The following is a 13335-nucleotide window of genomic DNA, read 5'->3' as shown; positions in this document are numbered from 1 at the left end:
CGCGCAGCTCGACCACCACGGTCACCTTCTTGCCGTTGTTGGCGGCATCGATGAGGGAGTGGATGATCCGCGACTTCTTGGCGACCCGGTAGATATTGATGCGAATGGCACTCACCACCGGATCGAACGCCGCCTGGCGTACCAGCTCGGTGAAGTGGTGGAACTTGTGGTACGGGTAGTAGAGCAGAATATCCTGCTTGGTAATCGCATCGAAGGCGTTGACGAAGCCGTCAAAATCGCTGCAATCAAGAGCCGGTAGCTTGGGGTTTTCCAGATAGTCACGGCCCACGTTGGGGAAGCCGATGAAATCCTTGAAGTTGTGATAGCGGCCGCCCGGCATGATGGCGTCGTAGGAGCTGATCTGCAGCTTGAGCTTGAGGAAGCTTATCATGGCGGCGGGCATCTCCCGCTCGTAGACGAAGCGCACCGGCATGGCGGTGAGGCGTTGCTTCAAGCCATCACTCATTTTGTCGACCAGGCTCAAGTCCAGCTGGTCGGAGAGATCATATTCGGCATCCCGGGTCAGCTTCACCGCATAGGCGGCAATCTCGTCGTAGTCGAAGAAGCCTTTGAAGATCTCGTCGAGACAGAAGCGGATGACGTTATCCAGAATGATGATCTGCTTCTTGCGGCGGGTCCCTTCCGGCGGCAGCTGGAAGAAGCGGGGCAGGTCGTCGGTCGGCACTTCCACCAGGGCGTACTGGATCACCTGACCGTTCTTTTTCATCTCGATGGCCAGATAGGTGTACTCATCCTTGAGGAATTTGACCGGATTGACCTCCTTGTTGAGCAGGATCGGGATGATGTGGCGCAGCACCTTCTCCTTGAAGAAGACCCGCAGCCACTTCTGGATCGCGTCGGAGAGCTGGTTTTCGTTGACCAGGAAGATGTTGTGGCGGGCCAGCGCAATCAACAGCTCCTTGTAGGTGTTGTCGAACGCTTCGCCAAGGGCCATCACCTTCTGCTGGATGGCGCGCAGCAGCACCTTGGCTTCATCGTCACCGCCATGTACTTCGTTGATGAGGATACGGCGCTTGACGTCCGACACCCGCACCTTGAAGAACTCATCCTGGTTGGAGGAGAAGATTCCCAGAAAACGGACTCGCTCGATGAGGGGCACCGTCTTGTCCATTGCTTCTTGCAACACCCGTTCATTGAATGAGAGCCAGCTCAGCTCTTTCTCTTCATACTGCTTGTCGGTGCTCATGTTGTGCCTCTGTTTCAGGTCGCGTCTGCGCGGCAGTTATGGCGTTAATATATGACAAATAAATGACAAGGTTGTTACTGCTCGCTGAACGCCTCGTCGATGTCGACCACCAGATCGTCGGAGAGGGATTCCAGCGCAGTGATCAGGTCATCCATGGCGAGCCCGTCGGGCAGGGCAACCAGCGCATGGGCATAGAAGAGCGGGGCGCCGGAGTGGGGTGCCGGTTCACAGCCGGTGGTGAGGTCGGCCACGTTGATCTCGAGCTGGCGCAGGATGCTGGCCACTTCATGGACGATGCCGGGGCGGTCGTTGCCGGTTACCGTCATCATCACCTGATGGGCCGGTTCGGCGGTGGGTGTCCCTTCGGCAAAGCTGATGGTCAGACCCGGCAGCAGGGCCAGCGCTTCGCACAGGCTGCGATAGTGCTCATCGGGCACGGAGACATGGAGGATACCGGCAAACTGGCCCGCCAGTTCGCTCATGGCGCTGCCCAGCCAGTTGCCCTGCTCGCGGCTGATGACGGCCGCCAGACTCTCGACGATCCCGGGTTTGTCTGCACCGATCACGGTGACCACCAATTGCTTTTGCATCCTGCTCTCCTTGAAATTGGAATTCTTGCTCGATCCCCATTGTGCCTGCTGTGGCTGGTCATATGAACCCCCGCCTGCTGGCAAATAGATAAAAAGACGGGACTTTTACACTTTCCATACGCTTGTCTGCTGCCTTGCTCCGTGGCGGCTGTGGTAAAGTTATCCCCCCTTTCGTGTTGTGAACTGGATCGTGCTCTCATGAATACCCTTGTCGTATCGGGATTGCTGTTGCTGGCGCTGCTTGTGCTGGCGATCTTCTGGAGCAGAGGCAGACAGCAAAAGCATCTGCCCTACGATGTGCAGGAGACCCTGTTCAGCCCCGCCGAGCGATCGTTCCTCGGGGTACTGGACCTGGCGGTGGGTGACAAGGCCCGGGTCTTTGCCAAGGTGCGGGTGGCCGATGTGCTGACGCCGCAGGCCGGGATCGGCAAAAGCAAATGGCAGCAGCACTTCAACAAGATCAGCGCCAAGCATTTCGACTATCTGCTTTGCCACCCCGCTGATCTCTCCTTTATCTGCGCTATCGAACTCGATGACAGCTCCCACCGTCATCAGAAGCGCAAGGCACGCGACCTCTTTCTGAAAACCGCTTGCGACAGCGCCGGTCTGCCGTTGTTGCAGATCCCGGCAAGTGCCAGCTATCTGGTGGAAGAGCTGCGCGAACAGATCCTGCCGCTGCTGGTCAAGCCCAGTGAGCCGCTGGTAGAGGATCTGCCGCACGGGGCGCGTCGCGAGCCGACGTTCAACCCCCTGCTGCTGGACGGTGTGGATGTCGGTGCCGGAATGCGTGGCCGCACTGCCCATGCCGAAGCCATCTCGCCCGCGTCGTTCCACGAGCCTGTCATGCAGGCCAAGGGGATGGTTGAGGCCTCACAGAGTGAGGGTGAGCTGGTCGATGGTCTGTTCGCCGATGTGGAGGATGACGAGGAGCATGAGGTTCAACACTGCCCCCGTTGTGATGCGCCGCTGGTAGAGCGGGAGGCGAAAAAAGGTCCACACGCTGGTCGACTCTTTCTGGCTTGCAGCCGTTTTCCCGAGTGTCGTTACGCGGCGCCGCACCATCATAACCACCACTGAGCTCGCCTCACTGTGTTGCATGCTGCCCTCTGACGAGGGCAGCATCTCCTGCTGACTGCCCTCCCTTTTACCGGTAAAAATCATCGGTAAAAATTTATTTAATATCCCTTTTATGTTGATAAACTAAATTTTGACAATGCGTCGGAATTTTGGCACTTTGCGTGTTAAAAATGAAGACAGTCAACAACTGTTTCATTGCTAAATAAAACAATAAGTTAGTTTAGGCTATCACGAGGGATGGATATGATAGAGATGGGCGTGTTGATTGTTGATGCCGATGCGCAGCGGCGCCAGCAGTTGGGAACAGTGCTCTCGTTTATGGGGATCCCGTGGCAAGAGGTGGCGCAAAGCGATCTGGATGTGGCCATCGAATCCTCCGGCCCGCTGCAAGGGGTGCTGGTGGGTGAACTGACCGGACGTCCCTTGTCAGAGCTGCTGTCTGCCTTCCCCCGTACGCCGTTTCTCTCGCTGGTTGAGGCGGATCTGCCCAACAGCAACTTCATCGGGGTGGCGCTCTCGCCCTTTACCTATGAATCCCTCACCCGCCATCTGCACTTCTGTCAGGCGTTTGTCTCCTTGCATCCCCGTCAGCAGACCCATGACAAGGGTCAGGCCCTGTTGCGCTTGCTGGTAGGCAAAGGGAAGGGGATCCAGGAGGTGCGCCGCCTCATCAGTCAGGTGGCCGAGACCGATGCCAACGTGCTGATCCTCGGCGAGTCCGGTACCGGCAAAGAGGTGGTGGCTCGCGCTATCCATGAACTCTCTTCCCGAAGTCAAGGCCCCTTTGTGCCCATCAACTGCGGCGCCATTCCTGCCGAACTGCTGGAGAGCGAACTGTTTGGCCACGAGAAGGGGGCGTTTACCGGCGCCATCGCGGCCCGTCGTGGTCGCTTCGAGTTGGCGCAGGGGGGCACCCTGTTCCTCGACGAGATCGGCGACATGCCGATGCCGATGCAGGTCAAACTGCTGCGGGTGCTGCAGGAGCGGCTGTTCGACAGGGTTGGTGGCGGCAAGCCCATTCAGGCCGATGTGCGCATCATTGCGGCCACCCACCGGGATCTGGAGGCGATGATCCGCACTCAGGGTTTCCGCGAAGATCTCTATTACCGACTCAATGTCTTCCCGATTGAGACGCCGCCGCTGCGGGATCGCATCGACGACATTCCGCTGTTGTTGCAGGAGTTGCTCAATCGCCATGCCGAGCAGCACCACGGCTTTATCAGGCTGACCCAGCGTGCCCTGGAGTCGTTGATGCAGTACCCTTGGCCCGGCAACGTGCGCGAGCTCTCCAACCTGCTGGAGCGACTGCTGATCCTCTACCCGCACCAGATCGTCGATGTGGCCGATCTGCCGAGCCGTTATCGCATGCTGCCGAGCGAGCCACGGGATGAGCGGCTGACCGAGATGGATGAGCGGGATGCGCTGGCGGCGGTGTTCCAGGATCCGCCAGAGCTGGATCACCCCCTCGCCTCGGCTCGTACCATGCAGTTGCCAGAGGAGGGGGTCAACCTCAAAGAGATGTTGGCCGACCTCGAAGTGGAGCTGATCCGCCAGGCGCTGGAGTCTCAGGACGGGGTGGTGGCCCGCGCCGCCGATCTGCTCGGCATGCGCCGTACCACCCTGGTGGAGAAGATGAAAAAATATGGGATGAGCAAGGACGTCTGAGGGTCAAAGCCTTGACGCTAATGCGTAATCTATTGTTTTAATTCATATAATTTAGTGGCATGGAAATTGAATAACCTGACCCAATAGCCAGTTTGAGGTCAGCTTTATGACAATCCAGCAGCAGGACATGCCACTCCAGTCCCACGAAGTGAGCCAGCTCTATGCCATCTTCAAGGCGCTCCCCACCGGGGTGTTGCTGCTTGATGGGGCAGGGGTGATCACCCGCGCGAATCCGGCGGCCATCTCCCTGCTGGGGGAGCCGCTGGAAGGGGAGCTCTGGCGCCATATCATTGTCCGCTGCTTCGAGCCGCGCGAGGATGATGGCCACGAGATCTCCCTGCGCGACGGGCGCCGGGTGCAACTCTCGACCCAACCGCTGCCGGATCAGCCCGGTCAGCTGGTCTTTATCAACGACCTGACCGAAACCCGCAAGCTGCAAGACCGCATCAACCACATGAAGCGGCTGTCGGCGCTGGGCAATATGGCGGCCTCGCTCGCCCACCAGATCCGCACCCCGCTCTCTGCTGCCATGCTTTATGCCGCCAATCTGGCCAACCGCACCCTCAAGCCGGAATCCCGCACTCAGTTTCAGCAAAAGCTGATGGCCCGTTTGCAGGATCTGGAGAAGCAGATCAATGACATCCTGCTGTTTGCCCGCAACGGCGACAATCAGGTGGTCACCCCCATCTCGGTACAAGGGCTGCTGGCCGAAGTGCAGGCCGGAGCCGAGGCCTTCTGTCAGCAACAGGGCTGCGATCTGCACATGGAGGCACCGGAGCCCGATCTCTGTCTGCTGGCCAACAGCAGCGCGCTGGCGGGGGCCATCAACAACCTGATCGCCAATGCCCAGCAGGCAGGGGCCACGTCACTCTTGGTCAGCGCGGTGCGCAGTGGTGCCCGCGTCGAGATGCGGGTCATCGACAATGGCAAGGGGATCCCTTCCCATCAGCTCGGTCAGGTATTCGAACCCTTCTTTACTACCCGCTCCCAGGGCACTGGCCTCGGACTGGCGGTGGTGCAATCTGTAGTGCGTGCCCATCAGGGGGAGGTCGGAGTGGCCTCGGTTCCCGGTGAAGGCACCTGCTTTACTCTGTCGTTCCCCCTGCATCAGCAACCGGTGCAGCTTGGAGGTGTAGCATGACACAGGCCAGAATTCTGGTAGTTGAGGATGACAATGGCCTGCGCGAAGCGCTGGTGGACACCCTGTTGCTGGGCGGCTATGAATGCCGTGAAGCGGACAGCGGCGAGCGGGCTCTGCTGATCCTCTCCCGTCAGCCATTTGACATGGTGATCTCCGATATCCAGATGGGGGGGATGGACGGCCTCACTCTGTTGGCCACCATCCGCCAGCAATATCCGCAGATACCTGTGCTGCTGATGACCGCCTACGCCAATATTGACGGCGCAGTGCGCGCCATGCGCGAAGGGGCCATCGACTATCTGGCCAAGCCGTTCTCGCCGGAGGTGCTGCTCAATCAGGTTAGCCGCTACGTGCCCGCCCAGAAGGTGGAAAAGCGTGCGGTGGTCTACGGGGATCCCAAAACTGCCGAGCTGTTCCAGCTGGCGACCCGGGTGGCCAGAAGCGAAGCGACCGTGATGGTGACCGGCCCGAGCGGGACGGGGAAAGAGGTGCTGGCCCGTTACATTCACGATAACTCCAGCCGCGCCGAGCAGCCCTTTGTCGCCATCAACTGCGCCGCCATTCCGGAAAACATGCTGGAGGCGACCCTGTTTGGCTACGAGAAGGGAGCTTTTACCGGTGCGGTACAGGGGTGCCCCGGCAAGTTCGAGCAGGCGCAGGGGGGCACCCTGCTGCTTGACGAGATCACCGAGATGGATCAGGGGCTGCAAGCCAAATTGCTGCGGGTGTTGCAGGAGAAAGAGGTGGAGCGGCTCGGCAGTCGCAAGATGATCCCGCTGGATGTGCGGGTCATCGCCACCAGCAACCGGGATGTGAAAAAAGCGGTGCAGGATGGCCTGTTTCGCGAAGATCTCTACTATCGCCTCAACGTCTTTCCGCTGCGCTGGTCTGCCCTGTGTGAGCGGCCCGGCGACATTCTGCCGCTGGCGGAGCACCTGCTGGCCCTCCATGCCAGTCAGCAGGGGCTGCCGACACCACAGTTGACTGACGCCGCCCGGGAGCGGTTGCTGGCACATCCCTGGCCCGGCAACGTGCGGGAGCTGGACAACGTGGTACAGCGTGCCCTGATCCTCAGCCCGGACGGGGTCATTGACTGTGACCACCTCATTTTGGAGGAGCTGGACGAGCAGGAGATGGAGTTTGTCAGCGTGGAGCGCAGCTATGGCGGCGATCGCCTCGGCAGCGAGCTCAAGCAGCAGGAGCACCAGATCATCCTCGACACCCTGCAAGATTGTAACGGCAGCCGCAAGGCGGTGGCCGACCGGCTCGGCATCAGCCCGCGCACTCTGCGCTACAAGCTGGCCCAGATGCGGGAGGCGGGGATCGACCTGCCAGCCTGAGGCCGGGAGGGAAACCGCACTGTGTGGGGGCTGTCATGGTCTTGACGGCCCGGCTCGATTATCATGGGGCCCTTGGCGCTTTGAGCCTGGGCCCTGTTTTTATTGGTAAAGCAGGGGACCGAGCCTTAATAAAGGACCCCTATGATCTCTCATCGAAAACTCGAAACCGTACTGAATCATCTGCTCGAACCGCACGCCATCAAGGATTACTGCCCCAACGGCTTGCAAGTGGAGGGGCGCGAGCGCATTCGCAAGGTGGTGACCGGTGTCACCGCCAGTCAGGCGCTTATCGACGCGGCGGTGGCTGCCGAGGCCGATGCCATTCTGGTCCATCACGGCTACTTCTGGAGCGGTGAACCGGCCCAGATCACCGGCATGAAGCAGCGTCGTCTCAAGACCCTGCTGACCCAGGATATCAACCTGTTTGCCTACCATTTGCCGCTGGATGTCCATCCCGAGGTGGGTAACAACGTCCAGCTCGCCAAGCTGCTCGACATCAAGGTGCGTCGCGGTCTGGAGCCGTGGAACAGCAAGAGCGTCGCCATGGTGGGCAAGCTGGAGCAGCCGATGAGCGGCCGCGATTTTGCCAACCTGATTGCCGATCGCCTTGGTCGCGAACCACTCTATTGTGGCGATACCGGCCCCGAGTTTATCCGTTCCGTGGCCTGGTGCACTGGCGGCGGTCAGAGCTACATCAATCTGGCGGCGGAGCAGGGCATCGATGCCTTTATCTCCGGTGAAGCCTCCGAGCAGACCATTCACACCGCCCGCGAGATGGGGATGCACTTCTACGCCGCGGGCCATCACGCCACCGAGCGTTACGGCGTCAAGGCGCTGGGGGAGTGGCTGGCGACGGTGCACGGGTTGGATGTGACCTTTATCGATATCGACAATCCGGTGTAAACCTGTCCACGATCTGGCTACGAAACCGTGATCAAGGCTCATGTGCTGCTCGCTTATGTATACAGCAAAGAGTGCTCACGTATGTCCATACGCTCCGGTTCCTGTGCTGCTCTTCACCTTGTTGACGGTTTCTCGCTGCAGGTCGTGAACAGGTTTAAGCCTGTGCTGTGGTGGGAAAACTCAGGAAACAAAAAGGAGGCCATCGGCCTCCTTTTTCACATTTCGACAAGACGTCTGCTTACTCGCTGGCGTAACCGGCTGGGCCAAGCAGGGCGCCATCCAGTTGCACGGCGCCATCCACCATCTGCAGTCTGCCTTCGCAGAACCAGCGAACCACCAGCGGGTAGATGCTGTGCTCCTGCGCCTGTACCCGGGCGGCTACCTCCTCGGCTTCGTCCCCTGCAAAGATGGGCACGCGGGCCTGCAGGATCACCGGGCCACCGTCCAGCTCTTCGGTGACGAAGTGGACGCTGGCGCCATGCTCACTGTCACCGGCATCGATAGCGCGCTGGTGGGTGTGCAAACCCTGGTACTTGGGTAGCAGGGAGGGGTGGATATTGATCATCCTGCCAGCGAAGTGGCGCACCAGATCGCCGCTCAATATCCGCATAAACCCCGCCAGCACCACCAGATCCGGCTGATAGTCTGCCATCAGCGCCAGCAGGGCGGTGTCATACTCCTCCCGGCTGGCAAACTGCTGCTGGGCCAGAATGGACGTTGCCACCCCAGCCTCTTTGGCGCGAACCAGGCCATAGGCATCGGCCTTGTTGCTTATGACGCCGACCACTTCACCGGCAATCTTGCCGCTGGCGCAGTGGTCGAGGATCGCCTGCAGATTGCTGCCGCTGCCGGAGATTAGGACGAGGATCCGCATCATTTGATGACGACCTGCTCCTCACCATCGGCGGCCTTGGCGATATGACCGATGTGCCATGCGTTTTCGCCTTCCGCCTTGAGCAGGGTCAGCGCCTTCTCCAGCTGGTTGGCGGGCAGGGCGATGATCATGCCGACGCCGCAGTTGAAGGTGCGATACATCTCGTGGCGGGTGACGTTGCCAGCCTGCTGCAGCCAGCTGAACACTGCCGGCCACTGCCAGCTCTGCTCATCGATCACCGCTTGAGTGTTGGCAGGCAGGACGCGGGGGATGTTCTCCCAGAAGCCGCCGCCGGTGATGTGGGAGAGGGCGTGGATCTCGCACTCCTTGATGAGCTTGAGCACCGGCTTGACGTAGATACGGGTCGGCTCCAGCAGGGCGTTGGCAAGGGTGGTGTCGCCCAGCGGCTGATGCACGTCGGCCTTGGAGACTTCCAGGATCTTGCGCACCAGCGAGAAACCGTTGGAGTGAGGGCCGCTGGCGGCCAGTGCGATCAGGGCATCCCCTTCACCGACCTTGCTGCCGTCGATGATGTCGCTCTTCTCCACTACACCGACACAGAAACCGGCGATGTCGTAGTCTTCCCCTTCATACATGCCCGGCATCTCGGCGGTTTCGCCGCCCACCAGGGCACAACCTGACTGCTCACAACCGGCACCGATCCCGGTGACCACTGCCGCGGCAGTGTCCACATCCAGCTTGCCGGTAGCGTAGTAGTCGAGGAAGAACAGCGGTTCGGCACCCTGTACGATCAGGTCATTGACGCACATGGCTACCAGATCAATGCCCACGGTGTCGTGCTTCTTCAGGTCGATGGCCAGCCGCAGCTTGGTGCCCACACCATCGGTACCGGAGACCAGTACCGGCTCCTTGTAGCCCGCAGGGATTTGACAGAGGGCCCCAAAGCCGCCAAGACCACCAAGGACTTCAGGACGACGAGTGCGCTTTGACACGCCCTTGATACGTTCAACCAGTGCATTGCCGGCATCGATATCTACGCCAGCATCCTTGTAGCTCAGTGAGGTTTTGTCAGTCACGCGTATTCCCCGTCATGTAAAGAAGTGGAGGGTAAAATTCGGGGCGTATTCTAACAGTGGCGATGAAAAACCAGAAAGGAAATCGTTTGCGCGTTTTTGCGCGGAAGTGCTCTACAAGCGGCGGCTTTTGTTGTATGATTCCGCGATTTTTTTTGCGGCAGGTTAGAGGAGATAATAATGAAAGTCGTTGAAGTCAAACACCCCCTGGTCAAACACAAGATCGGTCTGATGCGTGAAGGCGACATCAGCACCAAGCGTTTCCGTGAACTGGCCAAAGAAGTGGGCAGTTTGTTGACCTATGAAGCGACCTCTGACTTCGAAACCGAGAAGGTTATCATCGATGGCTGGAATGGGCCAGTAGAAGTTGACCAGATCAAGGGCAAGAAGGTAACCGTCGTACCGATCCTGCGTGCCGGTCTGGGCATGATGGATGGCGTGCTGGAGCACATGCCGAGCGCCCGCGTCAGTGTGGTCGGTGTTTACCGCGATGAAGAGACCCTGCAACCGGTTCCCTATTTCGAGAAGATCGTCAGCAACATCGAAGAGCGTCTGGCGCTGGTCATCGATCCGATGCTGGCCACCGGTGGCTCCATGATCGCCACCATCGATCTGCTGAAGAAGAAGGGCTGTCAATCCATCAAGGTGCTGGTACTGGTTGCCGCGCCGGAAGGGATCAAGGCGCTGGAAGCCGCTCACCCTGACGTAGAGCTTTACTGCGCCTCCGTCGACCAGGGGCTGAACGAGAAAGGCTACATCGTGCCGGGTCTGGGCGATGCGGGCGACAAGATTTTCGGTACCAAGTAATCGGTACCAAGTAAGTTGATGCCTTGACCCGCTTCCCATGTGGAAGGGGTGATCGGAGCCGGCACATCGCCGGCTCTGCTGTTTTTGGCCGCTTGTGCCAGCCTTGCCGCAGGGCGCGCCTTGCCGCTACCATAAGCACACTCTCCCATTTCGAGACTCTGTTCATGTTCAAACGTGTTGTGACCGCCCTCTGCTGCGGCTTGTCATTTATGGCCTCGGCCGCTCAGGTGGCCGACCTCTATCAGGGCAAGGCCCCGACCAGTGGCGACATGGTGGCCGCTCAAGGGCAGGCGCTCGGTCAGGTGCTGATCAAGGTGACCGGCAAGCGCGACATCCTCACCCAGCCGGTGGTGGTCAAGGCGCTGGCGGCCCCGGGCGACTATGTCAAAAGCTATGGCTATCAGGATCAGGACACCGTCAAGTATCTGAAAGCCGAGTTCAAGAGTGACAAGGTCAACAGCCTGGTCTCCGAGAGCCAGTTTGCCCTGCTTGGCCCGGCACGTCCCCAAATGGCAATCTGGCTGGTGGTTGATCAGGGGGAGCGCCGCCTGCTGGCGGATCAATCCAGCGATGGCTGGGCGCAAGCCTTGCGCGAGCAGGCCCAGACGCTGGGACTGCCCATCAGCATCCCGCTGATGGATCTTGACGACAACATGGCGGTCAGTGCCACCGACGTCTGGGGCCGCTTTGCCGATCCGATTTTGCAGGCGAGCCAGCGCTATGGCGCCGAGATGGTGGTGCTGGGCAAGCTGACACCGGAAGGTGACAAGTGGAGCATCGACTGGGGACTCTACGGCCCCAAAGCGGCCGGTGAAGTGACCGAGCTGACCCGTGGCAACAGCAGTGGCACTCAGGCTGAAGTGGCGCAAGGGTTTGCCGATACCCTTGCAGCCTGGCTGGTGAAAAACTACGGTGCCCGCATCTCGGGCCCGGCAACCAGTCAGACCCTGGTGGTGGATGGGCTCTCCGAAGTGGATAGCATGATCGCCGTGCAGAAGATGCTGCAGGGGATGGCCAACGTCAGCAAGGTGGCGATCGGCAAGCTGGAGGGGGATCAGGTCACCTTCAACTTTACCCTGCAAGGGGAGCCAGCCGAGCTGGTGCGGGCGTTGCAACTCGAGAGTCGTTTGCACAAGGTTGACGATAATGGCAGCGGTTTGCGTTACCAATGGTCGCAGCCCTGATTTTATAAGGCTTTTGTAGACCGCCCGGCTTGTCCGGGCGGTTCTCTATCTGCCTTTGCGATGATACACTTAGCCACAAATGTCACAGTCAAAGCTCAACGAGTGAAGCAACCGGCCCAACTGTCTTTAGCCGTACAACTACCGGATGATGAAACCTTCGTCAGTTTTTATCCCGGCAACAATGCTCATCTGATCACCGCCCTCAAGAACGCGGCCATCGGTCAGGGATCGCCTTTCCTCTATTTCTGGGGAGCGAAGGGATCCGGACGCTCTCATCTGCTCCACGCCACCTGTGCCGAGGTCAACGCCCGCGATGCGGCGGCGGCCTATCTCTCCCTCGATCAGTTTGAACAGCTCGATCCCAGCATGCTCGATGCCCTTGAAAGCCTGCCGCTGGTCTGTCTCGACAGCCTCGAGGCGATCGCCGGCAATGCCGTGTGGGAGCGGGCGCTGTTCGACTTCTACAATCGCTGGCAGGAGAAGGGCGAGGGGACGCTGGTGGTCACCGGTTGCAGCGCACCGCGCAAACTGGGGCTGCAACTGCCGGATCTCGCTTCGCGCCTCGACTGGGGTGTCAGTTTCCATCTTGAAGAGCTGGATGATGAAGGCAAGCTCAGCGCCCTGCAGCTGCGTGCCGAGCTGCGGGGCTTCAAACTGCCCATCGATGTGGGCCGCTTCCTGCTCAACCGACTCTCCCGCGATATGCGCACCCTGCTCACCACTCTCAATCAGCTCGACAACGCCTCATTTCGCGCCAAGCGCAAGCTCACTATCCCCTTTGTCAAAGAGATCCTCGAACTCTGAGAACCTGGCCACGTTCTTACTGCGAGGCCGTGAGCAAGGCTCATGTGCTGCTCGCTTATGTGAAACCAAGGGGCTCATGTATCCATATACACTCCGGTTCCTGCGCTGCTCTTCACCTTGCTGACGACCTCTCGTCACAGACCGTGAACAGGTTCTAAGGCTTTGTTCCTTCTCCCTCGTGAGAAGTGACTTTCAAAAAGAAACCCCGGCCAGTGGCTGGGGTTTTGCTATCTCAAGGGGCTTGGTCTATCAGTGGAACTGATCTTCTTCGGTGGAACCGGTCAGCGCGGTCACCGAGGATTGGCCACCCTGAATGACGGTGGTCACCTTGTCAAAGTAACCGGTACCAACCTCCTGCTGGTGTGCCACGAAGGTGTAGCCACGGCTGGCGGCGGCAAATTCCGGCTCCTGCACCATCTCGACGTAGTGCTTCATCCCTTCGCCACGGGCGTACTGGTAGGCCAGTTCGTACATGTGGAACCACATGTTGTGGATACCCGCGAGGGTGATGAACTGATACTTGTAGCCCATGTCGGAGAGCGCTTGCTGGAAGCGGGCGATGGTGGCATCGTCCAGATTCTTCTTCCAGTTGAAGCTCGGGGAGCAGTTGTAGGCCAGGATGCGATCCGGGAACTTGGCCTTGATCGCTTCGGCAAATTTACGCGCTTCGTCCAGATCCGGCTTGGCGGTTTCACACCACACCATGTCG

At 59.6% G+C, this 13335-nt stretch carries 13 protein-coding genes; 8 read left to right on the top strand and 5 right to left on the bottom strand.

Features of this window, described 5'->3' with window-relative positions; all coding sequences use genetic code 11:
- Together LD28_RS0120250 and LD28_RS0120245 are read right to left on the bottom strand one after the other, a co-directional pair.
- Nucleotides 1–1207 (bottom strand): RNA degradosome polyphosphate kinase (locus LD28_RS0120250; RefSeq protein ID WP_033138701.1); only part of this gene is annotated, 1207 nt, incomplete at its 3' end.
- Between the two features lie 74 nt (nt 1208–1281).
- Complete coding sequence (locus tag LD28_RS0120245) at nt 1282–1797, bottom strand: glycine cleavage system transcriptional repressor (protein WP_033138700.1); 516 nt, start codon at nt 1795–1797, stop codon at nt 1282–1284.
- A 198-nt stretch (nt 1798–1995) separates the two neighbouring features.
- Between LD28_RS0120245 and LD28_RS0120240 the strand changes: the two genes are divergently transcribed.
- The 5 genes from LD28_RS0120240 to LD28_RS0120220 all read left to right on the top strand — a co-directional run bounded on the left by LD28_RS0120240 (nt 1996) and on the right by LD28_RS0120220 (nt 7923).
- A complete protein-coding gene (locus LD28_RS0120240; protein ID WP_033138699.1) occupies nt 1996–2874 on the top strand; it encodes a DUF2726 domain-containing protein in 879 nt (292 codons plus the stop codon).
- A 243-nt stretch (nt 2875–3117) separates the two neighbouring features.
- The gene (locus LD28_RS0120235; protein ID WP_033138698.1) at nt 3118–4539 is read left to right on the top strand and encodes a sigma-54 dependent transcriptional regulator; all 1422 of its coding nucleotides are present in this window, start codon (nt 3118–3120) and stop codon (nt 4537–4539) included.
- 106 nt (nt 4540–4645) lie between these two features.
- Nucleotides 4646–5680 carry a sensor histidine kinase gene (locus LD28_RS0120230; protein WP_033138697.1) on the top strand — a complete coding sequence of 345 codons (1035 nt, stop codon included), beginning with the start codon at nt 4646–4648 and terminating at the stop codon, nt 5678–5680.
- On the top strand, nt 5677–7020 hold the full coding sequence (locus LD28_RS0120225) for a sigma-54-dependent transcriptional regulator (RefSeq protein WP_033138696.1): 1344 nt from the start codon (nt 5677–5679) through the stop codon (nt 7018–7020). Before LD28_RS0120230 ends, LD28_RS0120225 begins: the two co-directional genes overlap by 4 nt.
- A 141-nt stretch (nt 7021–7161) precedes the next feature.
- Nucleotides 7162–7923, top strand: a complete 762-nt coding sequence (locus LD28_RS0120220) for a Nif3-like dinuclear metal center hexameric protein (protein ID WP_033138695.1) — start codon at nt 7162–7164, stop codon at nt 7921–7923.
- A gap of 238 nt (nt 7924–8161) precedes the next feature.
- On the opposite strand, the gene purN is transcribed toward LD28_RS0120220, so the two are convergent.
- Both purN and purM read right to left on the bottom strand, forming a co-directional pair.
- Nucleotides 8162–8800 carry a phosphoribosylglycinamide formyltransferase gene (gene purN / locus LD28_RS0120215; RefSeq protein WP_033138694.1) on the bottom strand — a complete coding sequence of 213 codons (639 nt, stop codon included), beginning with the start codon at nt 8798–8800 and terminating at the stop codon, nt 8162–8164.
- Entirely contained in the window at nt 8797–9834 is a 1038-nt protein-coding gene (purM, locus tag LD28_RS0120210) for a phosphoribosylformylglycinamidine cyclo-ligase (RefSeq protein WP_033138693.1), read from the bottom strand. The genes purN and purM overlap by 4 nt, the downstream gene beginning before the upstream one ends.
- Before the next feature lie 177 nt (nt 9835–10011).
- On the opposite strand from purM, the gene upp reads away from it, so the two are divergent.
- The 3 genes from upp to hda all read left to right on the top strand — a co-directional run bounded on the left by upp (nt 10012) and on the right by hda (nt 12626).
- Entirely contained in the window at nt 10012–10638 is a 627-nt protein-coding gene (gene upp, locus LD28_RS0120205) for a uracil phosphoribosyltransferase (protein WP_033138692.1), read from the top strand.
- Between the two features lie 164 nt (nt 10639–10802).
- Nucleotides 10803–11822, top strand: coding sequence for a DUF2066 domain-containing protein (locus LD28_RS0120200; protein ID WP_033138691.1), 1020 nt, complete (start codon nt 10803–10805; stop codon nt 11820–11822).
- Nucleotides 11823–11924: 102 nt separating this feature from the next.
- On the top strand, nt 11925–12626 hold the full coding sequence (gene hda / locus LD28_RS0120195; RefSeq protein ID WP_013723920.1) for a DnaA inactivator Hda: 702 nt from the start codon (nt 11925–11927) through the stop codon (nt 12624–12626).
- Nucleotides 12627–12875: 249 nt separating this feature from the next.
- On the opposite strand, the gene LD28_RS0120190 is transcribed toward hda, so the two are convergent.
- Nucleotides 12876–13335 (bottom strand): isocitrate lyase (locus LD28_RS0120190; RefSeq protein ID WP_033138690.1); only part of this gene is annotated, 460 nt, incomplete at its 5' end.

The organism is Aeromonas finlandensis (assembly GCF_000764645.1).
Taxonomy (GTDB): Bacteria; Pseudomonadota; Gammaproteobacteria; order Enterobacterales; family Aeromonadaceae; genus Aeromonas; species Aeromonas finlandensis.
This window is presented reverse-complemented; position numbering and strand designations above follow the sequence as displayed.

Coding starts and splice junctions, on each gene's coding strand:
- upp (WP_033138692.1), top strand. CDS start 10,012: ATGAAAGTCGTTGAAGTCAAACACCCCCTGGTCAAACACAAGATCGGT.
- LD28_RS0120200 (WP_033138691.1), top strand. CDS start 10,803: ATGTTCAAACGTGTTGTGACCGCCCTCTGCTGCGGCTTGTCATTTATG.
- LD28_RS0120225 (WP_033138696.1), top strand. CDS start 5,677: ATGACACAGGCCAGAATTCTGGTAGTTGAGGATGACAATGGCCTGCGC.
- LD28_RS0120230 (WP_033138697.1), top strand. CDS start 4,646: ATGACAATCCAGCAGCAGGACATGCCACTCCAGTCCCACGAAGTGAGC.
- LD28_RS0120220 (WP_033138695.1), top strand. CDS start 7,162: ATGATCTCTCATCGAAAACTCGAAACCGTACTGAATCATCTGCTCGAA.
- LD28_RS0120245 (WP_033138700.1), bottom strand. CDS start 1,797: ATGCAAAAGCAATTGGTGGTCACCGTGATCGGTGCAGACAAACCCGGG.
- LD28_RS0120240 (WP_033138699.1), top strand. CDS start 1,996: ATGAATACCCTTGTCGTATCGGGATTGCTGTTGCTGGCGCTGCTTGTG.
- LD28_RS0120235 (WP_033138698.1), top strand. CDS start 3,118: ATGATAGAGATGGGCGTGTTGATTGTTGATGCCGATGCGCAGCGGCGC.
- purN (WP_033138694.1), bottom strand. CDS start 8,800: ATGATGCGGATCCTCGTCCTAATCTCCGGCAGCGGCAGCAATCTGCAG.